Genomic DNA, 19,195 nt, shown 5'->3' with positions numbered 1-19,195 from the left:
ATGCACTTCCTTCCTGCCCTCCTGCTGTTCCTCCACCTGCTCGCCGCCGCCTTCTGGGTCGGCGGCATGGCCGTGATGCATTTCGCGGTACGGCCTTCGGCGGTGGCGACGCTCGAACCGCCGCTGCGCCTGCCGTTCATGGCAGCCACGCTGACACGCTTCTTCGTCGGCGTGTCGTCCGCCATCGGCGTGCTGCTCGCGAGCGGCCTGCTGCTGGTCTGGCAGGCGGGCGGTTTTGCGCGCGTGCACTGGAGCGTGCACGCGATGTTCGCGGTCGGACTGGCGATGATGGCCTTGTTCCTGCACCTGCGCTTCGCGCCCTTTCCGCGGCTCGTGCGCGCGGTGGCGGCGCGCGAATGGCCGGTGGCGGCCGCGAACCTCAATCTGATCCGCAAGCTGGTCGGCGTGAACCTGATGCTGGGCGTGGCGGTGTTCGCGCTGGCGGTGGTCGGCCGGGCGCTGTGAAACGCGCCCTGCGGGGGGCACGCCTAGCGCTGGCTGAACGTCGCGAGAATCTGCAGCACGCTCTCGGTGGCGCCGTCGAGTGCCGCGCGCGGCCGATGGGCGATGCCCAGCCGGCGTGTCAGCGCCGGCCGCAGCGGCAGCATCCGCATGCGTTCGTCGAGCGGGTTGTCGCTGGCCGGCAGCACCGGAAGCACGGCGGCGCCGTAACCGGCGGCCACCAGGCTGCGCATCGCAGCGTCGTAGTTGAGTTCGATGCGGGGCCGCGGCGCCTCGCCCGCCGCCGCGAACCACTCGGTCGTGAGCCGATACATGTGGGTGCTGGTGTCGTTGGCGATCAGCGGCTGCTGGGCCAGCCATTTCGGCGTCGCGCGCTGCGGCGACTTCCACTTGCGCGGCACGAAGGCCATCATCGGCTGGTCGCGCCAGCGCGTCACCACCAGGTCGCGCAACGGCGGCTGCGGCATCGCCACCAGGCCGATGTCGATCGTGCCCATGGCGAGCCGGGCCATCGCCTCGTTCGAGCCCAGGATGCTGACCTCGACATCGATGCCCGCATGACGCTCCTCGAGCGCTTCGAGCACCTGCGGCAGCAGGTCGACCACCACGCCGGTGGACGTGCCCAGGCGCACCCGTCCGGTCCGCCCCTCGGCCTGGCGCCGCACCGCGGCCACCGCCTCGTCGGCATCGCGCAGCAGCTGGCGGGCGCGTTCGACCAGCACGGCGCCGGCGGCGGTCGGCGTGATCCGGCGGCTGCCCCGCACCACCAGCCGGGCGCCCAGGCGGGATTCGAGTTCGCTGATGTGCAGGCTGACCGTGGGTTGCGCGAGGTGCAGGGCCCGGGCCGCGGCCGAGAAGCTGCCGAGGTCGGCGATGGCCACCAGGGTGCGCAGTTGGTCGAGGTTGAGTTGCCGCATCAGGAAAGCTGATTGGAGGTGACAGGATTCTCAACTTCCACAATAGCACGCGGGCTTGCAAGATGGCTTCCTATTCAAGGAGCCACGCCATGCCGTCGATCCGGTCCGCCTTCGTCACCCGCCTGTTCGACGGGGTTCGCGCGCTGCGCCGCTGCTGGCTGGACCAGCGCCAGCTCCGCTCGATGAGCGAGCTCGAGCTGCGCGACCTGGGCGTGGGCCGCAGCGAGATCCCCTGGTTGCTCAGCGATGCTGCGGCACCGCCGCGTGCGCCACGCAGCCATGCGCGGTGTGCTGCGGATGCTCGGCCAGCAATGCGGCCGTGACGCCGTTGGTCCAGCCGAAGCCGTCCTGCAGCGGGTACTCGCCGCCGGCGCCGCCTGCGGTGTCGTCGCGCTCGACGCGCCGCAGGGCGTACTTCTCGACCAGCTTGCCTTCGCGCTCGTAGAGCGCGGCAACGGTCGCGAGCCAGCGCCTGGCGATGGTGCGCGACAGCGCCTCGTGGCCGTAGTCGGCCAGCCCCCGGACCGCCATCCACTGCAGCGCCGCCCAGCCATTGGGGCGGTCCCACTGCTGGTCGCTGCCGCACTCGGTGGTCGACAGCCCACCATGCGCCAGCAGCCGCTTTGACAAGGTCTCGGCCAGCGCCTCGGCCTGGGCAGCGGTCGCGACGCCGACGAACAGTGGCACCACGCTGGCGGCGGTCAGGCAGCTGCGGCGCACGCCCTGGCGCCAGTCGTGGTCGAAGAAGGCCCCCTGCCGCGGGTCCCAGAAGAGCTCGCCGATCGCGGCCCGGCGCGCCTCGGCTTGCTGCGAACAGGCCCGCGCGGCGGCGGCGTCGCCGGCCTGCGCGCTCACGGTGGCGAGCGTGCATTCGAGCTTGTGCAGAAAGGCGTTCAGGTCGACCGGCAGGATGTCGGTGATGCACAGCGTGGCCAGCGAGGCGGCCGTGGCGGCGCGCACGTGGGCGCAGGGCTGCCCGTCGCTCGGCGGCGATGGCTCGCGCATCCAGCGGGTGCTGAAGTCCCAGCCCGACTCGCAGGCCGCGCGGATCTCACGGTAGATCAGGGCCGGCTCGCGATCGCAGGCCTGTGCCGTGGCCGCGTCTTCGATCCACGACTCCTCGCGCGGCGTGTCGCGCTCGGCCCAATAGCGATTGAGCAGGGCGCCGCCGGGCAGCCGCACCACGTGCCGGCTCGCTTCGCCCGGCGCCAGGCCCTCGCTGCCGGCCATCCACCACGCATGCTCGCGCCGCAGCTGCGGCAGGAAGTCGCGCGCGTCGACCGCGCCCTGCTGCTGCGCGAGTTCGACCATCAGCGCAAACACGGGGGGCTGCGAGCGACCCAGGTAGTAGCTGCGCGTGCCGTTCGGCACATGGCCATAGGTGTCGATCAGATAGGCGAAATTCTCGACCATGTCGCGCACCAGCGGCCGATGCCGCTCGCCTGGCAGGCCCAGCAACGTGAAGTAGGAATCCCAGTAGTAGAGCTCGCGGAAGCGTCCGCCCGGCACCAGGTACGGATGGGGCAGCTGCAGCAGCGAGGAGTGCGGCGGATGCGCCTGGGGATGCCGCGTCAGCACCGGCCACAGGTCGTCGATGTGCGCCGCGATCGGCTGTCCCGGAACCGACACGTAGTCGCTAGGCGCCGGCTCGACCAGCTCGAAGCTCGCCTGCACGAAGGCCGCGAGATCGAAGCCGGGTTCGCCGCACTGCGCCCTGTAGGCCGCCAGGATGGCTTGCGGCTCGGCGCGTGGCGCGCAATCGACGAAGGTCTTGCTGTCGGTGAAGACGCGCCCCGACTGGACCGCGACGAAAAGCTCCTGGTAGCGGTCGGCCGGCGTCAGCGTGTCGGGCGCGGGCGCAGCCGCGGCGCGCGTCGAGCGCTCCGCGGTGGAAGCGCCCGGCGCGGTCACACCACGCCCGCCGCCCGCAGCGCTGTGCGCCTGGCTTCGTCGATGCCGAACTCGGCCAGCACCTCGTCGGTGTGCTGACCGAGCGCGGGTGGCGCCCGGCGCAGCACCGGGGGCGTGGCCTGCAGCCGCAGCGGGCTGGCCACGCCGACGATCTGCGCGATGCCGTCGCCGGCGTCGCGCGGCAGGCTCACGGCCAGGCCGCGCGCCTTGACCTGGTCGTCCTCGAAGGCCTGGGCGATGTCGTTGATCGGGCCGCAGGGCACGGCCTTGTCCTCGAGCAGCGCGATCCAATCGGCCGTGCTGCGCGTGCGGGTCACGGCCTCCATCTGCGGGATCAGCACCTCGCGGTGCTTGACGCGCAGCGTGTTGGTGGCGAAGCGCGGATCGGCGGCCCACTCCGGATGGCCGGCGGCTTCGCAGAAGCGCGCGAACTGGCCGTTGTTGCCGATCGCCAGCAGCATCGCGCCGTCGGCTGTGCGGAAGTCCTGGTAGGGCGCCAGGCTCGGATGGCTGTTGCCCTGGCGCTGCGGCGCCACGCCGGTATTGAGGAAGGCGCTGGCCTGATTGGCCAGGATCGCCATGCCGACGTCGAGCAGCGCCATGTCGATGTGCTGGCCCTCTCCGGTGCGGTGCCGGACCTCGATCGCGGCCAGGATCGCGGTGCTCGCATAGACGCCGGTGAAGAGGTCGGTCAGCGCGACGCCGACCCGCAGCGGCCCGCCGCCGGGCGCCTCGTCGGGCCGGCCGGTGATGCTCATCATGCCGGTGGTGGCCTGGATCATCAGGTCGTAGCCGGCCCGCATGGCATGCGGGCCGTCGTGGCCGAAGCCGGTGACGCTGCAGTAGATGAGGCGCGGATTGGCGGCGCGCAGGCTCTCATGGTCGAGGCCGTACTGCTTGAGGCCGCCGGTCTTGAAGTTCTCGACCAGGATGTCGCTCTCGGCCGCCATGCGCTTGAGCAGCGCCTGGCCGTCGGGCGAGGCCATGTCGATCGTGACCGAGCGCTTGTTGCGGTTGCAGGCCGTGAAGTAGGTGGCCTGGTGGGTGTCCTGGCCGTCCGCATCCTTGAGGAAGGGCGGACCCCAGCTGCGCGTGTCGTCGCCGACGCCCGGCCGCTCGATCTTGATCACGTCGGCCCCCAGGTCCGCGAGGATCTGGGTGCACCACGGGCCCGCGAGCACGCGCGAAAGGTCCAGGACCTTGAGGCCCGCGAGGGCGCCCTGCGTGGCGGCGGCGGTGGTCATCAGTTTGCGAAGGCGGCGATGCCGGTCTGGGCGCGGCCGAGGATCAGCGCATGGATGTCGTGCGTGCCTTCGTAGGTGTTGACCACCTCGAGGTTGACCAGGTGGCGGGCCACGCCGAACTCGTCGCTGATGCCGTTGCCGCCCATCATGTCGCGGGCCAGCCGCGCGATGTCGAGCGCCTTGCCGCAGGAGTTGCGCTTCAGCAGCGAGGTGACTTCGACCGAGGCGGTGCCCTCGTCCTTCATGCGGCCCAGGCGCAGGCAGCCCTGCAGGCCCAGCGTGATCTCGGTCTGCATGTCGGCCAGCTTCTTCTGGATCAGCTGGTTGGCCGCGAGCGGGCGGCCGAACTGCTTGCGGTCGAGCGTGTACTGGCGGGCGCGGTGCCAGCAGTCCTCGGCGGCACCGAGCGCGCCCCACGAGATGCCGTAGCGGGCGCTGTTGAGGCAGGTGAACGGACCCTTCAGGCCCTGCACGTCGGGGAAGGCGTTTTCTTCGGGGCAGAACACGTTGTCCATCACGATCTCGCCGGTGATCGAGGCGCGCAGGCCGACCTTGCCGTGGATCGCCGGTGCGCTCAGGCCCTTCGCGCCCTTCTCGAGCACGAAGCCGCGGATCGGGCCGACCGTGCCGCTTTCGCTGACTTCCTTGGCCCAGACCACGAACACGTCGGCGATCGGGCTGTTGCTGATCCACATCTTGGCGCCGCTGAGCGAATAGCCGCCCGGCACCTTCTTGGCGCGCGTGACCATGCTGCCGGGGTCGGAGCCGTGGTCGGGCTCGGTCAGGCCGAAGCAGCCGATCCATTCGCCGGTGGCGAGCTTGGGCAGGTACTTCTGCTTCTGCGCCTCGGTGCCGAATTCGTTGATCGGCACCATCACGAGCGAGCTCTGCACGCTGGCCATCGAACGGTAGCCGGAATCGACGCGCTCGACTTCACGGGCGATCAGGCCGTAGCAGACGTAGTTGAGGCCGGGGCCGCCGTACTGCTCGGGAATGGTCGGGCCCAGCAGGCCCAGGGCGCCCATCTCGCGGAAGATCGCCGGGTCGGTCTCGCCGGTGCGGAAGCCCTCGATCACGCGCGGGGCGAGCCGTTCCTGGCAGTAGGCATTGGCGGCATCGCGCACCATGCGCTCGTCGTCGGTGAGTTGCTGGTCGAGCAGCAGGGGGTCGTCCCATTGAAAGGCGGCGTGGGCCATGTGAAGTCTCCGTTGAGGGGTGCTGAGGTTGGCCCCGATCGTAAGCTCGGCGCATAGCGAGCGCAAACGACGATTCCACACCCAGTTATGCGTTCTGGGAACTTCAAAGCACAATAGCTCGCAGGCTCGCCATAGAGGCAAATCCTCATCCAACTATGTAACACCCGCATACCATGCGCCGAAAGATCCCCTCCACCCAGGCCCTGATCTGCTTCGAGGCCGCCGCCCGCCATGAAAGCTACACGCGCGCCGCGCAGGAACTCGCCCTGACGCAGAGCGCGGTCTCGCGCCAGATCACCGCGCTCGAAGCCTTCCTGGGCATGGCGCTGTTCCGCCGCACCCGCCATGGGGTGGCGTTGACGCCGGCCGGCGCCGACTATGCGCGCCAGATCGCGCGCCAGCTCGACACCATGGAGCGCGACACGCTCGACGCCATGGCCCGCCAGGGCCTGGGCGGCTCGCTGCAACTGGCGGCGGTGCCGACCTTCGCGACCCGCTGGCTGATCCCGCGCCTGCCCGACTTCGCGGCGCGGCATCCCGACATCACGGTCCACATCGAGACCCGCACCCGCCCTTTCCTGTTCAACGAGACCGCCTTCGATGCCGCGCTCTACACCGGCACGCCCGCGCAGACCGCCAACTGGGCCGGCACGCGGTCGACCGCGCTGCTCAACGAGGACGTGCTGCCGGTCTGCAGCCCGGCCCTGATCGCGCCGCGCGGGCAGCTCTCGCCGGCCGCCGTCGCGCGGCTGCCACTGCTGCAGCAGAGCACCCGGCCCGAGGGCTGGCGCCAATGGTTCGACGCCCAGCGCGTCGAGGCGCCGGGCGCCCACAGCGGCCCGCGCTACGAGCTGTTCTCGATGCTCGCCACCGCCGCCGCCCACGGGCTGGGCGTGGCGCTGATGCCGCGCATGCTGATCGAGGCCGAACTGGCGCGGGGCGAACTGGTCGTGGCCTGCGACCGGCCGCTGCGCGGCGAGCGCAGCTACTTCCTGGTGACGCCGGCGGCGCAGGACGAGCGGCCCGCGCTCACGCTGTTTCGCGAGTGGCTGCTCGCGCAGGCGTCGAAGCCGGGGGCGACTGCGCCCGATGGGCCTTCGCCGGATCGCGGATGATCGCCGGTTGGAACCTTGCCGGAGGCACATGACGCTGGACTACCTGGAATTCGACTACAGCGAGGACACCGAGGGCGTCGGCGTCTTCGACGCGATGGCGAGCACCGGTGCGCAGCAGGTTCCGGCCGTGCACGCCGAGATCGTCCGAGTGCTGGAGTGGGCCCACGCCGGCTTCGGCGGACCCGGCGCTCCGGTGGGCGACGGGGGCGACTGGGACTACGACCTGCAGGGCATGCAGGAGATCAACCTGCCGGAGACGATCGAGTTCGACCCGGCGGCAGGACTGCTGCGGGTGCAGGCCGGGCCGGCGGGCGCGGCCCGCCATACGCTCAGCCTGTCGATCAGCGGCACGCCTGAATTCTGCGCCGCGTTCCGCCAGGCGTTCGACCTGGGCTAGGCGCCAGTCGACGCCTCAGGATCGAGCCGGCCCGGGGCGCACGAACATCCTTCGGCCTGCGCCCCATCCGCTCCACGCCATCCCGGCGGCGATGAGGACCATCAAGGCGGCCGACGATTCGAAGCTGCCGGTCCAGCCGCGCAGCAGGCCGGCGATGAGCGGGCCGGCGGCCGCGAGCACGTAGCCCCAGCCCTGCGCCATCGCCGAGAGCTGCGCGACCACGGTGTCGTCGGGTGAACGCATCACGATCAGGCTCAGCGCCAGCGCGAAGCAGCCACCCTGGCCGCAGCCCAGCAGCACGGCCCAGAACCAGCGCCCGCCCAGCGGCGCGAACAGGAAGGCCAGCATCGACACCAGGATGATCGCCGTGAGGCCTAGCGCCAGCCCGCGCTGGTCGCGGCAGCGCGCGGCGATCGATGGCGTGACCAGGCAGGTGGCGAGCTGTACGAGGATCGAGACGGCCAGCACATAGCCGGCGGTGGTGCTGTCGAGGCCGCGTTCGCGCAGCATCGGCGGCAGCCATCCCATCACGATGTACGCAAGCGACGATTGCAGGCCCATGAAGCAGGTCACCTGCCAGGCCAGCGCATTGCGCAGCAGGCCGCCCGGATGGATGCTGGCATGGGCCGGCCGCAGCCGTGCCGAAAGCGCCCGGGGCGCCCACAACAGCAGCACCAGCCCGGCCGGCACGGCCCACGAGGCCAGAGCCAGGGTCCACGAGCCGCCGAACAGACGCTCGAGCGGCACCGAGAAGGCGGCCGCGCTGGCGGCCCCGGCGCAGATGCCCAGCGTGTAGAGGCCGGTCATCATCGCGGCACGGCTGGCGAAGTCGCGCTTGACCAGTCCCGGCAGCAGCACATTGCCGACCGCAATGCCGGCGCCTGCCAGCGCCGACGAGAAGAACAGCATCGGCAGGCTGCCGGTTCCGCGCAGCACCGTGCCGATGCAGATCAGGAGCAGGGCGCCGAGCAGGGTGCGCTCCGGACCGAAGCGGCGCGCCAGCGCCGGTGCCGGTGCCGCGAACAGGCCCAGGCACAGCAGCGGCAGCGTCGTCAGCAGGCTGGCGCCCGAGGGCGTGAGGCCGGTGTCCCGCATGACCTCGGGCAGCAGCACCGACAGGCTGCCGAACACCGGCCGCAGGTTGAACGCGATGAGGATCAGGCTGAGACCCAGCAGCAGCTGGCGCGAAGCGGTGGGAGACGAGACGCCGGCGGGCGCTTCGGACGCCCGGACGGGAGAAAGCATGGGTGGTTGTTGTTGTGAGCGGCGAAAACGCCAGCGACTGTAGCCCGCACCGAGTAGCCGCGCGATCTGATGGGGCAAACACCGCGCTGTTCGACCGATTCGAATGGCGCCCCCGGCTCAACAATCAAGCATGAGCACCCACAGCCTGCGCGTTACAGGACCCGCCCTGGAAACCTGCGTCCTCGGCGGCCCGATGCTCGTGCATTACGGCGATCAACACCTCGGCACCCTGGATCCGGTGCCGGTGAGCCGTGGCGGCACCGAGATCCGCATCGAGCATTTCACGCCCTCCCGCACCGAAGAGGCCCAGCGCCTCCACGGCCTGAAGATCGGCCGGATGGTCCTGCTCGAGCTGATGGCGTTCATCGCCGAGCGCTTCTCGACCGTGACGCTGGTGCGGCTCTGCCTGAACCGGGACATCGAGAGCTACAGCGAAGGCATCACGCTCGCGGCCGAGCGCTCCGAATTGCTGCAGGCGATGGGCGCCAGCCACATCGTGATCACGCCCAAGCCGGACGCCGGGCGGATCGGGCATTTCGTGGTCGCCGCCGCCTGGGAATACAACCAGGCCAATCTGGCCGCGCTGGGGGCGACGCTCGAATCCGAGCGGACCGCCTACGGCGAACGTGAACGCCTGGCCGCGGCAAGAATCCGGCGCAAGCGCTGCTGGCTGTTGCCGCTGCGCCCACCGACGGCCCGCCGGCCCTAAGCGAGCTCGAGCTCGCGAAAGCAGGCCAGCATCGCGGTCACGCCGGGGGCCTTGAACGGACCCTCTCGCCAGTCCGGCGCCTCGTGGTCCATCTGGGTGCAGAGGTCCTCCCACGCCTGCGCGAGCGCGGCCCACTCCGCCACGCCGGGCTCGGCGACGCGCTGCGCCAGCAGCGGCAACGCGTGGCGCAGCGCCGGCACCTGCTCGATCAGGAGCCGGCAACGCCGGAATGCGCCCGCGTCGCGCGGCAGCGCCGGCGCCGCCTGCCGATAGTGGCGCGGCCGTACGCCGGTCAGCAGCACGAACAGCCCGAGGCTCGCGGGCCCCTGCTCGCCGGCCGCGAGCCAGCGCAACGAGTGCGGGTCCAGGCGCAGCGCAGCCCGGCCCAACTGGGCGCGCATGCGTTCGATGGCGGCGGGCGTCTCGCGCAGGCGCAGCCGCGCCAGCGCCGCGGGGCTGCCGATGACGGCGGTCGCGTCCAGCATGCGCGCCAGGCCGGCGTGCAGCAGCTCGGTGTCGTGGGCCTGCTTCATCAGCGCCAGGAATTCCGGCAGCGGCATGTGGCCATAGACCAACCTGCACCCTTCGCGCATCAGGATGCGGTAGCCCGGCTCGCCGGAATGAGGGTTGCTCGGTGTGTCCACCCCAAGCTATCGGCAGCGGCGCAGCACCTGAACAGGGGGCGTGCGAAAAAATACGGCACGCCGGCTCGTGCAGAATCCGCGCCACCATGCACGCCAAGGTCGTCCGCTATTTCGTCGAGGTGGTTCGCGCCGGCTCGATCCGCAAGGCCGCCGAGCAGCTGCACGTTGTGCCGACGGCGGTCAACCGGCAGATCCTCAATCTCGAGGAGGCGCTGGGGGCGCCGCTGTTCGATCGCATTCACAACTCGCTCAAGCTGACGCCGGTCGGGGAAATCGTGCTCGCGCATGCGCGCAGCACGCTGCGGGACTTCGACGCCGTGCGCCAGCGCATCGAGGAAGTGCGCGGCCTGCGCGACGGCGAGACGTCGCTGGCGACGATGGCGGGCCTGGCAGGCGCCTTCCTGCCGATGGTGGCGCAGCGCTTCCGTGCCGCCCATCCGGGCATCCGGCTGCGGCTGCTCGACCTGCCGATCGAAGCGGTCCTGCGAAGCGTGCGCGACGGCGACGCCGACCTCGGACTGGCCTATGACGTTCCCGAAAGCGCCGGTTTCCGAACCCTGTTCACGAGCGAATGGCCGATCGGCGCCGTCGTTCCGCCCGGCCATCCGCTGACCGCGCAAGCCACCACGGTGCTCTCGGAGTGCGTCGGCCACCCGCTGATCCTGCCCTCGCCCACGCTCTCGCTGCGCCCGATCCTGGACGGTGCATTCCGGCGCTCGGCGATCAGCGTCTCGCCGATCATCGAGACCACGTCGACCGCGCTGATGCGGCGACTAGTGGTTCAGGGCGCCGGCATCGCGCTGCTCAACCGGCTCGACATCGACGAGGAACGCCGTGCCGGCTCCCTGGTCTTCGTGCCGTTGCGCGACACCGGCCTGTCGCCTCAGACGCTCAAGCTCGTGACGCGCGCCGGCGGCGAGCCCGAGCCGGCCTCGGGCCTGCTGGCCGGGCAGATCATCCGCTGCCTCGACGGTCTGCTGGCACCCTGAGCGCAGCGCGGCCTGTCCACTTTTTGTGGACAACATGATCGAAACAATGACTTTGCGTGTGCACGTCCTCGCTGCCTAGACTGCGGCCGCATCCAGCCTCTCGACGCACCCAGAAAGGTCCCCTATGCCTGCCACGCCATCGACGACCCAAGCCCCCGACAGCGACGCGGTCGACCAGAAGATTCCCCTTCCCCGCTGCGCAGCGCTGAGCCTGCAGCACGTGCTCGTGATGTACGCCGGCACCATCGCCGTGCCGCTGATCGTCGGCAGCGCGCTGGGGCTGTCGAAGTCGGACATCGCCTTCCTGGTCAACGCCGACCTGCTCGCCGCCGGCATCGCCACCCTGGTGCAGGCACTGGGCGTCTGGTGCTTCGGCATCCGCCTGCCGGTCATGATGGGCGTGACCTTCGCGGCGGTCGGGCCGATGATCGCGATCGGCATCGATCCCTCGCTCGGCCTGCCGGCGATCTACGGCGCGACGATCGCGGCCGGCCTCTTCGGCATCGCGGTGGCCCCGCTGATGGGCCGGCTGCTCGGAGTCTTCCCACCGCTGGTGACCGGCACCGTGATCACGCTGATCGGGGTCTCGCTGATGGGCGTGGCGATCCACTGGGCCGCCGGCGGCCAGCCGACGCAGTCCACGGTCATCGACGGTGTTCCCCATGCGGCGGCCAACCCGGCCTACGGCGATCCGGCCGGCCTGGCGATCGCCGCCGTCGTGCTGGCCGTGGTGATCGTGCTCTCGCGCTTCGGCCGCGGCCTGGTGGCCAACATCTCGGTGCTGCTCGGGATCCTGGCCGGCGTCGTGCTGTCGCTGGCACTCGGCCGCATGCACTTCGACGGCCTCGAGGAGGCCGGCTGGCTGGCGATCACGACGCCTTTCCATTTCGGCCTGCCGCGCTTCGAGTTCGGCGCCATCGTCTCGATGTGCATCGTGATGCTGATCACGCTGGTCGAATCGACCGGCATGCTCCTGGCACTCGGCGCCATCACCGGGCGGCGGATCACGTCCGATGCGCTCACGCGCGGCCTGCGCGCCGACGGCCTGGGCACCGTGATCGGCGGCGTCTTCAATACCTTTCCCTACACCTCCTTTTCGCAGAATGTCGGGCTGGTGACCGTGACCGGCGTGCGCTCGCGCTACGTCGCCGCGCTGGCGGGCCTGTTCCTGATCACGCTCGCGCTGCTCCCGAAGGTGGCGCACATCGTGGCCTCGGTGCCCACCTTCGTGCTCGGGGGCGCGGGCATCGTGATGTTCGGCATGGTGGCGGCGACCGGGGTGCGCATCCTCGGATCGATCGACTACAGCCAGAATCGGCATGCGCTGCACGTGATCGCGATCTCGATCGGCCTCGGGCTGGTGCCGACGCTCTCGCCCAACTTCTTCCAGCACTTCCCGGCCTGGACCCATCCCTTCACGCACAGCGGTATCGTGCTCGGAACTTGCGTGGCGGTGCTGCTGAACCTCTTCTACAACGGCGTGCTGTCGAAGGAGCGCGCGCTGGCGCTCGCCGCCGGAACTTCACACGGAACCGAATGACATGAACACTTCCGCGACAGCCTCGCGCCCGCTGATCCTGCGCCACGCCGACGTGCTGGTCACCATGGACGCCGCCCGGCGCGAGATCCCCGACGGCGCGGTCGTGACCGAGGGCCCGGCGGTGGCCTGGGTGGGCGCCACGGCCGAACTGCCGGCGGTCTACGCCCAGGCGCTGGCCAGCGGCCGGGCCGAGGCGATCGACCTGCGCGGCCACGTCGTGATGCCCGGGCTGGTCAACACGCACCACCACATGTACCAAAGCCTCACGCGCGCGGTGCCCGAAGCGCAGGATGCCGAATTGTTCGGGTGGCTCACCAGCCTGTATCTGCTGTGGGCCCGCATCACGCCCGAAATGATCCGGGTCTCGACGCAGACCGCGATGGCCGAGTTGATGCTCTCCGGCTGCACCACGACCAGCGACCATCTCTACCTGTTTCCGAACGGCGCCCGGCTCGACGACTCGATCGAGGCCGCCGACGCGATGGGCATGCGCTTCCACGCCGCACGCGGCAGCATGAGCGTGGGCCGAAGCCTCGGCGGCCTGCCGCCCGACGAGGTGGTCGAGACCGAAGCCGCGATCCTGCGCGACAGCGAGCGCCTGATCGGCCGCTGGCACGACCCCTCGCGCCACGCGATGCGCCGCATCGTGCTGGCGCCCTGCTCCCCGTTCTCGGTCTCGCGCGACCTGATGCGGCTGTCGGCCGAGCTGGCGCGCGAGCGCGGCGTCTCGCTGCACACCCACCTGGCCGAGAACGACAACGACATCGCCTATTCGCGCGAGAAGTTCGGCATGACACCGGCGGAGTACGCCGAGGACCTGGGCTGGGTCGGCCGCGACGTCTGGCACGCCCACTGCGTCAAGCTCGACGAGGCCGGCATCGCCCTCTTCGGCCGCACCGGTACCGGCGTCGCCCATTGCCCGTGCTCGAACATGCGGCTGGCCTCGGGCATCGCGCCGATCGGCGCCATGCGGCGCGCCGGCGTGGCGGTGGGCCTGGGCGTCGACGGCAGCGCCTCGAACGACGGCGCCCACATGCTGGGCGAAGCGCGCCAGGCCATGCTGCTGCAGCGCGTGGGTTTCGGCCCGGCCGCGATGACCGCCCGGGAGGCGCTGGAGATCGCCACCCTCGGCGGCGCCCGCGTGCTCGGCCGCGACGACATCGGCTCGCTCGCGCCGGGCATGTCGGCCGACATCGTCGCGTTCGACCTGCGCGGGGTCGCGCACGCGGGCGCCGGCCACGACCCGGTGGCCGCACTGGTGTTCTGCCAGCCGGGCGCCGCGGCACTGAACGTGATCAACGGCCGCGTGCGGATCCGCGATGGGCGCTTTGCCGATCTGGAACTCGCCCCCCTGCTCGAGCGCCACCGCGAACTGGCCCGCACGCTGTACGACAGGGCACGCCACCCGCATGTGATCTGACGCCGGAACGCGGTGCCCGCGCAGGGGTATGCTGTCCTGGCCCCAAGCCCGGGGCCAGGAACCCCGATGGACGAACCAGACTGCCGCCTCGAACTCTCGCTGGCCCTGCCCGAAGGCTGGACCTTCAACCTCCAGTTCAAGCGCGGCGAAGACCAGTCCCACGGCGGCCTCGCGGAGCTCCACGAGAACGGCGTGCTGCGCTGCCGCATGCTGCTGTCCAACCTGGACAGCGACCGCAAGGTGGCGCTGGACCGCGTGGCGACGCGCGTGGAACTCTGGCTCGCCGAGTGGCAGTCCCGGGACCACAGCGGCAACTCGGACTTCGCCGACCTCTAAGGCGCCGCCGCCGATCGGACCTCGCTCACTCACCGTTTTCCGTGATAGCGCAACCGCGCGTCTCTTTGTATGGTCGAGGGTTCCGCTCCGGCGGACGGACCGACGAATGAAGTTATGGGAAAAGTGAGTCATGCAACCTGAGGTCGAGATCACGACACGCAAGGACGGCAATTTCAACGCGTACGTCGGCATCGGCGATGGCACCCGCCGCTACACGCGCGAAGGCCTGCCTTCGGTCGCCGAATGCCTGCAGGACGCGGCGGCGGCCCTGGGCGCCGAGTTCAGCTATGCGACCGTGATCTACGACCGCCTGCGCCTCGGCAGCTACCCGGTGGCCGTCATGGAACATCGTGCGTTCGAGGTCGCCGACGAATTGCTGACCAAGCTCTCGAACCGTCGCCATCGGGCCTGACGGCGCCGCCCGCAGCGGCCGCCGATATGATCGCGGCTCCATTCCCGAAACCGCGAGCCGCTACATGCTGAACTCCCTGGCGCCCTTCCTGCTGCACTGGGCCATCACCGCCCTTTCGCTCTGGGTGGCGAGCTACATCTTTCGCGGCATCACGTTCGAAAGCACCGGATCGCTGGTGATCTCCGCGCTGCTGCTGGGCTTCGCCAACGCCGTCGTCAAGCCGCTGCTGATCGTGCTGACCCTGCCGCTGACGCTGCTGACCTTCGGCCTGTTCCTGCTGGTGATCAACGCGCTGATGATCCTGCTGGTGTCGGCGCTGGTGCGCGGCTTCAAGGTCTCGGGTTTCTGGACCGCGATGTTCGCGAGCATCTTCATTGCGCTGCTGAGCGTCTTCCTCGGTGCATTGGTCGATACGAGCGGCCCGGACGCGATCCAGATGCCCTCGAGCGGCAACTGGCTCTGATTGTTGCTCGCCCCCAGGTTGCCCGGCACTTCGTGTCCGGGCGCCCACCCCCTACCGGGGGCGCAGTCAGCGGCCCGGCGAAGCCGGTTCCGCGACTGCCCACGAACAGGCGCGCTGCGCGCAGCCGAAGAACAAACACAGCGATGGCGACGGTGTTCCCCCGGCCGGCGCAGCCAGGCCCGTTGGTGAAACACCGCGGAACCGGCTTCGCCGGGCCGCTGGTGTTGCCCCCGGTAGGGGGTGGGAGGGCTACACGCAGTGAGCCCGACCTGGGGGCGAGCGTTGTTCCGCGAACGCGACGTACCAATCGAGGCTGGCCGGGTTGGCCATTGCCTCGCGGTTCACGACCCTCTCGATCGGCTGGCCCAGCAGCAGCTTCTTGATCGGCAGCTCCTGCTTCTTGCCCGACAGCGTGCGCGGGATCTCGGCCACCTGGAAGGTGTCGTCGGGCACGAAGCGCGGCGACAGCGAGGTGCGGATCGCGTGGTGGATCCGGCCGCGCAGGGCGTCGTCGAGCACCGCGCCCTCGCGCAGCACCACGAACAGCGGCATGTAGCTCTCGCGCCCCAGGTATTCGAGGTCGACCACCATCGAGTCGAGCACCTCGGGCAGGCCTTCGACCGCGTTGTAGATCTCGCTGGTGCCCATGCGCAGGCCCTGGCGGTTGATGGTGGCGTCGCTGCGGCCGTAGATGATGCAGCCGCCGTCCTCGCCGATCCGGATCCAGTCGCCGTGGCGCCAGACGCCGGGGTAGGTGTCGAAGTAGCTCGACAGATAGCGCGCGTTGCCTTCGTCGCCCCAGAAGCGCAGCGGCATCGACGGGATGGGCTGCGTGCAGACGAGCTCGCCGACCTCGCCGATCACGGGCTGGCCGGCCTCGTTCCAGGCGTCGACCGCGGCGCCTAGGAAGCGGCACTGCATCTGGCCCGGAACTTCGGGCAACTCGCGGTTGCCACCGACGAAGGCGCCGCAGAAATCCGTGCCGCCGGAAATGTTGTACCACCAGACCGTGGGCGCGCCGGCCGCCAGCAGCTGCGCTGTGCCCCAGCGCTGCACCTCCTCGGCCAAGGGGGAGCCGGTGCTGCCCAGCGCCCGGACGCCCGCGAGATCGCCGCAGTCCTTCGCCTCGAGGCCGGCCTTCATGCAGCTGGCGAAATAGGCCGCGCCGGCGCCGAAGAAGCTGACCCGGTGCCTGGCGACGAAGCGCCACAGCACGCCCCAGTCGGGCTTCTCGCGGCTGCCGGCCGGGTGGCCGTCGTAGATGCAGATGGTCGAACCGAAAGCCAGGCCCGAGAGCTGCGAATTCCACATCACCCAGCCGGTCGAGCTGTACCAGTGGTAGCGCTCGCCGAAGTTGTTGGCGCTGTAGCTCGGGCCCAAGTCGTGATGCAGGCCGCCGGCGTACATGTTGACGATGATGCCGCCCTGCCCGTGCACGATCGGCTTGGGCAGGCCGGTGGTGCCGCTCGAGTAGACGATCCAGACCGGGTGGTCGAAGGGCAGCCATTCGGGCTCGAAGGCCGCGACCTCGGCATCGTCGCGCGCCACGGCGGCGGTCCAGTCGGCATCGGCCGCGACCTGCTGCGCGGCGTAAGGCGTCTTCAGCAGCACCAGCCGGCCCACGCTGGGCAGCGAGGCGCGCAGTTCCTGCACCACGGCGCTGCGATCCAGCGGCTTGCCGCCGTAATGCACGCCGTCGGCGGCGATCAGCAGCTTGGGCTCGATCTGGCGGAATCGGTCGACCACCGCGGCGGTGCCCATGTCCGGCGCGCAGACGCTCCAGATCGCACCGACGCTGGAACAGCCCAGGAAGGCGATCAAGGTCTCCGGTACGTTCGGCAGGTAGGCCGCGACGCGGTCGCCGCGCCCGACGCCGAGCGCGCGCAACGTCAGCGCGAAGGCATGGACCTGGCGCCGAAGCTCGGGCCAGGACATCTCGCGCACCTCGCCCCGCTCGTTCTCGCTGATGACGGCCGGCATGCCCGCCGCATGCGCCGCGTCCACATGGCGCAGCACCTCGCGTGCGTAGTTCACCTGGGCGCCCGGGAACCAGCGCGCGCCGGGCATGCGCGCCTCGGCCAGCACGGCGCTGGCCGGCGTCGGCGACTGCATGCCGCTGAAATCCCAGATGCTCTGCCAGAAGGCCGGCAGGTCGGTGACCGACCAGCGCCACAGCGCGTCATAGGTGTCGAAGCTCAGGCCGCGCGTGTCGCGCAGCCACTCCTGGTACAGGCGGATCCGGGGAACGAAGGGGGCGGGGGTTGTTGGGTTCACCCCCGCAGCCTAACGCGGCGGGCGCCGGCGCATCAATGCGGGAAAGCACCGCGCGCCTTGTCCGGGCCGGCCGATCGTGGTGTACTTTCTGCCGGTTCACAAGGAGCAACCATGACGCATCGAAGCCTTGCACTTCCAATTGCCATCTGCCTGGCGACGGCGGCGCTCGCTGGCTGCGAGCCGAAACCGAAGGAACCCAAGGCGGCGGCGACCACAGCGGCGCCGGCCCTCCTGGCACAGTTCGGGACTGCAACGCTGCAGGCCCGTTGAGGCTCGCTTGGCACCCGGGATGGCTCTTATTCGTTTCTTCTGTTTCGTCGCCCATCTCGGGGCGCCCCTGCGCCGGGCCGTCTTGCTGCTGGCCTGGCTCCTGACCGCGGCGGCGGGCGCCGGCGCGGCCCAGGAAGCCGCGCCCACGAGCGCTTCGCTGAAGGTGTGGAATCGCCAGGTCTTCGTCTTCCGCGTGCCGATGTTCGGCCTCTCGCCGCAGCAGCGCGCCCATCGCGCCACCGAGCGCATCCGCGAGCTCCGGTTGGAAAGCCTGGGCGCGCCCGTCGAGGTCGCGAGCTTCACCCATGAAGGCGTGCCGGGCTATGCGGTGATGCTCGAAGGCGGGACCTTGTTCGCGATCTTTGCCAGCGATCTGGAGCCGGGCGATCCGGGGGTGGCGCAGGTCGCTGCGCAGGCCGCCGCGCGACTGCACGAGGCCCTGCTCGCACGGCAGGCGCAGAGCAGCACGCGCCAGTTCGCGATCTCGCTCGGCTGGGTCGCCCTCGCCACGGCGGCCCTCGCGGCGGTGGTGTTCGCGCTGCGGCGGCTGGCCGCCGGCATCGAGGCCCGGATGCAGGCCCTGCACGCACGCGCGGCCGCGCGGCCCCTGTTCCACGCTCGCCGGGTCATCGTGTCGGCCCTGGGCTACGCGATCCAGTGGCTCAAGTTCGCATTGATGCTGATGGCGGTGTACGTCTGGCTCGCCTACGCGCTGACCCGCTTCCCCTACACCCATCCATGGGGCGAGACGCTCGACAGCTCGCTGTTCGCGGTGGCCTCGGGGATCGCGGTCGCGGTGCTGCACGCGCTCCCCGACCTGGCGCTGGTCGCTGCGATCTTCCTGATGGCGCACCTGGTGGTGCGCGGCCTGCATGCGCTGTTCAATGCCGCGCACGCCAGCGGCGTGAAGGTCGCGGCGCTGCAGGCCGACACCATCGGCGCCACGCGGCGGCTGACGGTGGTGCTGGTGTGGCTGTTCGCGGCGGTGGTCGCCTATCCCTTCATCCCGGGGTCCGACTCCGATGCGTTCAAGGGCCTGAGCGTGTTCTTCGGCGTGCTGGTGACGCTCGGCTCGTCCGGCGTGGTGTCGCAGATCATGTCCGGCTTCGTGCTGATCTATTCGCGGGCGCTGCAGCCCGGCGACTACGTGCAGATCGGCGAGGCCGAGGGCTACGTGATCGAGCTCGGCACGCTCTCGACCAAGCTGCGCAACCGCCTCGACCAGGAGGTCACGCTGCCCAACTCGCTGGTGGTCGCGACCCGGATCCTGAATTCGAGCGACACCAGCAGGACCAGCGGCCGCGGCATCGCGCTGTCCACCTCGGTCACGATCGGCTACGACAGCCCCTGGCGCCAGGTGCATGCCATGCTCGTGATGGCCGCCGGCCGGACCCCTGACCTGCTGGCCGATCCGCCGCCCGCGGTGCGGCAGGTGCGGCTGCAGGATTTCTACGTCGAGTACGAGCTCAACGTCTTCATGCGCGCGGGGGCGCCCAAGTACGACGTGCTCAACACGCTGCACGGCCACGTCCAGGACGTCTTCAACGAGTACGGCGTGCAGATCATGTCGCCGAACTTCGTGCTCCAGCCCGCCACCCCGGTGCTGGTGGCCAAGGAGGACTGGCGGCCGCCGCCTGCGCAGTGAGCAGTG

The 19,195-nt window shown here is 70.3% G+C and carries 19 protein-coding genes; 12 read left to right on the top strand and 7 right to left on the bottom strand.

What is annotated here, in order from left to right; genetic code table 11:
- On the top strand, nt 1-465 hold the full coding sequence (locus AC1D2O_RS22245) for a CopD family protein (protein WP_478086478.1): 465 nt from the start codon (nt 1-3) through the stop codon (nt 463-465).
- A 23-nt stretch (nt 466-488) separates the two neighbouring features.
- Here the strand turns inward: AC1D2O_RS22245 and AC1D2O_RS22240 are convergent, their stop codons facing one another.
- The 4 genes from AC1D2O_RS22240 to AC1D2O_RS22225 form a co-directional block, all read right to left on the bottom strand.
- A complete protein-coding gene (locus AC1D2O_RS22240; RefSeq protein WP_478086476.1) occupies nt 489-1,379 on the bottom strand; it encodes a LysR family transcriptional regulator in 891 nt (296 codons plus the stop codon).
- Between the two features lie 240 nt (nt 1,380-1,619).
- Nucleotides 1,620-3,290 carry an alpha,alpha-trehalase TreF gene (gene treF, locus AC1D2O_RS22235; protein WP_478086474.1) on the bottom strand — a complete coding sequence of 557 codons (1,671 nt, stop codon included), beginning with the start codon at nt 3,288-3,290 and terminating at the stop codon, nt 1,620-1,622.
- Nucleotides 3,287-4,534 (bottom strand): CaiB/BaiF CoA transferase family protein, encoded by a 1,248-nt coding sequence (locus AC1D2O_RS22230; protein WP_478086473.1) that lies wholly within the window; start codon nt 4,532-4,534, stop codon nt 3,287-3,289. Before AC1D2O_RS22230 ends, treF begins: the two co-directional genes overlap by 4 nt.
- The gene (locus AC1D2O_RS22225) at nt 4,534-5,730 is read right to left on the bottom strand and encodes an acyl-CoA dehydrogenase (protein WP_478086471.1); all 1,197 of its coding nucleotides are present in this window, start codon (nt 5,728-5,730) and stop codon (nt 4,534-4,536) included. The genes AC1D2O_RS22230 and AC1D2O_RS22225 overlap by 1 nt, the downstream gene beginning before the upstream one ends.
- A gap of 173 nt (nt 5,731-5,903) precedes the next feature.
- On the opposite strand from AC1D2O_RS22225, the gene AC1D2O_RS22220 reads away from it, so the two are divergent.
- Nucleotides 5,904-6,845, top strand: coding sequence for a LysR family transcriptional regulator (locus AC1D2O_RS22220; RefSeq protein ID WP_478086469.1), 942 nt, complete (start codon nt 5,904-5,906; stop codon nt 6,843-6,845).
- A gap of 28 nt (nt 6,846-6,873) precedes the next feature.
- A complete protein-coding gene (locus tag AC1D2O_RS22215; RefSeq protein WP_478086467.1) occupies nt 6,874-7,242 on the top strand; it encodes a hypothetical protein in 369 nt (122 codons plus the stop codon).
- Between the two features lie 15 nt (nt 7,243-7,257).
- On the opposite strand, the gene AC1D2O_RS22210 is transcribed toward AC1D2O_RS22215, so the two are convergent.
- Complete coding sequence (locus tag AC1D2O_RS22210) at nt 7,258-8,487, bottom strand: CynX/NimT family MFS transporter (RefSeq protein ID WP_478086466.1); 1,230 nt, start codon at nt 8,485-8,487, stop codon at nt 7,258-7,260.
- A gap of 130 nt (nt 8,488-8,617) precedes the next feature.
- Between AC1D2O_RS22210 and AC1D2O_RS22205 the strand changes: the two genes are divergently transcribed.
- Entirely contained in the window at nt 8,618-9,196 is a 579-nt protein-coding gene (locus AC1D2O_RS22205) for a hypothetical protein (protein WP_478086464.1), read from the top strand.
- Here the strand turns inward: AC1D2O_RS22205 and AC1D2O_RS22200 are convergent.
- On the bottom strand, nt 9,193-9,840 hold the full coding sequence (locus AC1D2O_RS22200) for a hypothetical protein (RefSeq protein ID WP_478086462.1): 648 nt from the start codon (nt 9,838-9,840) through the stop codon (nt 9,193-9,195). The genes AC1D2O_RS22205 and AC1D2O_RS22200 overlap by 4 nt on opposite strands.
- Nucleotides 9,841-9,926: 86 nt before the next feature.
- Here AC1D2O_RS22200 and AC1D2O_RS22195 point away from each other — a divergent pair, with 86 nt between their 5' ends.
- The 6 genes from AC1D2O_RS22195 (at nt 9,927) to AC1D2O_RS22170 (ending at nt 15,000) form a co-directional block, all read left to right on the top strand.
- A complete protein-coding gene (locus AC1D2O_RS22195) occupies nt 9,927-10,829 on the top strand; it encodes a LysR family transcriptional regulator (RefSeq protein ID WP_478086461.1) in 903 nt (300 codons plus the stop codon).
- A gap of 124 nt (nt 10,830-10,953) precedes the next feature.
- Nucleotides 10,954-12,369, top strand: coding sequence for a nucleobase:cation symporter-2 family protein (locus tag AC1D2O_RS22190; protein WP_478086460.1), 1,416 nt, complete (start codon nt 10,954-10,956; stop codon nt 12,367-12,369).
- A 1-nt stretch (nt 12,370) separates the two neighbouring features.
- Nucleotides 12,371-13,789: an 8-oxoguanine deaminase gene (locus AC1D2O_RS22185; protein ID WP_478086458.1), complete on the top strand. Its 1,419-nt coding sequence runs from the start codon at nt 12,371-12,373 to the stop codon at nt 13,787-13,789.
- Nucleotides 13,790-13,855: 66 nt separating this feature from the next.
- Nucleotides 13,856-14,125 (top strand): hypothetical protein, encoded by a 270-nt coding sequence (locus tag AC1D2O_RS22180; RefSeq protein WP_478086457.1) that lies wholly within the window; start codon nt 13,856-13,858, stop codon nt 14,123-14,125.
- Nucleotides 14,126-14,255: 130 nt separating this feature from the next.
- Nucleotides 14,256-14,537 carry a hypothetical protein gene (locus AC1D2O_RS22175; RefSeq protein ID WP_478086456.1) on the top strand — a complete coding sequence of 94 codons (282 nt, stop codon included), beginning with the start codon at nt 14,256-14,258 and terminating at the stop codon, nt 14,535-14,537.
- Nucleotides 14,538-14,601: 64 nt separating this feature from the next.
- Nucleotides 14,602-15,000, top strand: a complete 399-nt coding sequence (locus AC1D2O_RS22170) for a phage holin family protein (RefSeq protein ID WP_478086454.1) — start codon at nt 14,602-14,604, stop codon at nt 14,998-15,000.
- Between the two features lie 249 nt (nt 15,001-15,249).
- On the opposite strand, the gene AC1D2O_RS22165 is transcribed toward AC1D2O_RS22170, so the two are convergent.
- On the bottom strand, nt 15,250-17,274 hold the full coding sequence (locus AC1D2O_RS22165; RefSeq protein WP_478087935.1) for an acetoacetate--CoA ligase: 2,025 nt from the start codon (nt 17,272-17,274) through the stop codon (nt 15,250-15,252).
- 111 nt (nt 17,275-17,385) lie between these two features.
- On the opposite strand from AC1D2O_RS22165, the gene AC1D2O_RS22160 reads away from it, so the two are divergent.
- Both AC1D2O_RS22160 and AC1D2O_RS22155 read left to right on the top strand, forming a co-directional pair.
- A complete protein-coding gene (locus AC1D2O_RS22160) occupies nt 17,386-17,544 on the top strand; it encodes a hypothetical protein (RefSeq protein WP_478157920.1) in 159 nt (52 codons plus the stop codon).
- Between the two features lie 19 nt (nt 17,545-17,563).
- Nucleotides 17,564-19,189 (top strand): mechanosensitive ion channel family protein, encoded by a 1,626-nt coding sequence (locus tag AC1D2O_RS22155; protein WP_478157919.1) that lies wholly within the window; start codon nt 17,564-17,566, stop codon nt 19,187-19,189.
- Nucleotides 19,190-19,195 lie beyond the last annotated feature (6 nt).

This window comes from Variovorax sp. P1_G12 (genome assembly GCF_056405555.1).
Note: the sequence above shows the minus strand (reverse complement) of the source record. Positions and strands in the feature narration are given on the sequence as shown.

Excerpts from the sequence above, each read along its gene's own strand:
- AC1D2O_RS22240 (WP_478086476.1), bottom strand. The coding sequence starts at position 1,379 with ATGCGGCAACTCAACCTCGACCAACTGCGCACCCTGGTGGCCATCGCC.
- AC1D2O_RS22225 (WP_478086471.1), bottom strand. The coding sequence starts at position 5,730 with ATGGCCCACGCCGCCTTTCAATGGGACGACCCCCTGCTGCTCGACCAG.
- AC1D2O_RS22170 (WP_478086454.1), top strand. The coding sequence starts at position 14,602 with ATGCTGAACTCCCTGGCGCCCTTCCTGCTGCACTGGGCCATCACCGCC.
- AC1D2O_RS22215 (WP_478086467.1), top strand. The coding sequence starts at position 6,874 with ATGACGCTGGACTACCTGGAATTCGACTACAGCGAGGACACCGAGGGC.
- AC1D2O_RS22245 (WP_478086478.1), top strand. The coding sequence starts at position 1 with ATGCACTTCCTTCCTGCCCTCCTGCTGTTCCTCCACCTGCTCGCCGCC.
- AC1D2O_RS22230 (WP_478086473.1), bottom strand. The coding sequence starts at position 4,534 with ATGACCACCGCCGCCGCCACGCAGGGCGCCCTCGCGGGCCTCAAGGTC.
- AC1D2O_RS22175 (WP_478086456.1), top strand. The coding sequence starts at position 14,256 with ATGCAACCTGAGGTCGAGATCACGACACGCAAGGACGGCAATTTCAAC.
- AC1D2O_RS22155 (WP_478157919.1), top strand. The coding sequence starts at position 17,564 with ATGGCTCTTATTCGTTTCTTCTGTTTCGTCGCCCATCTCGGGGCGCCC.
- AC1D2O_RS22205 (WP_478086464.1), top strand. The coding sequence starts at position 8,618 with ATGAGCACCCACAGCCTGCGCGTTACAGGACCCGCCCTGGAAACCTGC.
- AC1D2O_RS22195 (WP_478086461.1), top strand. The coding sequence starts at position 9,927 with ATGCACGCCAAGGTCGTCCGCTATTTCGTCGAGGTGGTTCGCGCCGGC.
- AC1D2O_RS22220 (WP_478086469.1), top strand. The coding sequence starts at position 5,904 with ATGCGCCGAAAGATCCCCTCCACCCAGGCCCTGATCTGCTTCGAGGCC.
- AC1D2O_RS22160 (WP_478157920.1), top strand. The coding sequence starts at position 17,386 with ATGACGCATCGAAGCCTTGCACTTCCAATTGCCATCTGCCTGGCGACG.
- AC1D2O_RS22210 (WP_478086466.1), bottom strand. The coding sequence starts at position 8,487 with ATGCTTTCTCCCGTCCGGGCGTCCGAAGCGCCCGCCGGCGTCTCGTCT.
- AC1D2O_RS22190 (WP_478086460.1), top strand. The coding sequence starts at position 10,954 with ATGCCTGCCACGCCATCGACGACCCAAGCCCCCGACAGCGACGCGGTC.
- AC1D2O_RS22180 (WP_478086457.1), top strand. The coding sequence starts at position 13,856 with ATGGACGAACCAGACTGCCGCCTCGAACTCTCGCTGGCCCTGCCCGAA.
- AC1D2O_RS22185 (WP_478086458.1), top strand. The coding sequence starts at position 12,371 with ATGAACACTTCCGCGACAGCCTCGCGCCCGCTGATCCTGCGCCACGCC.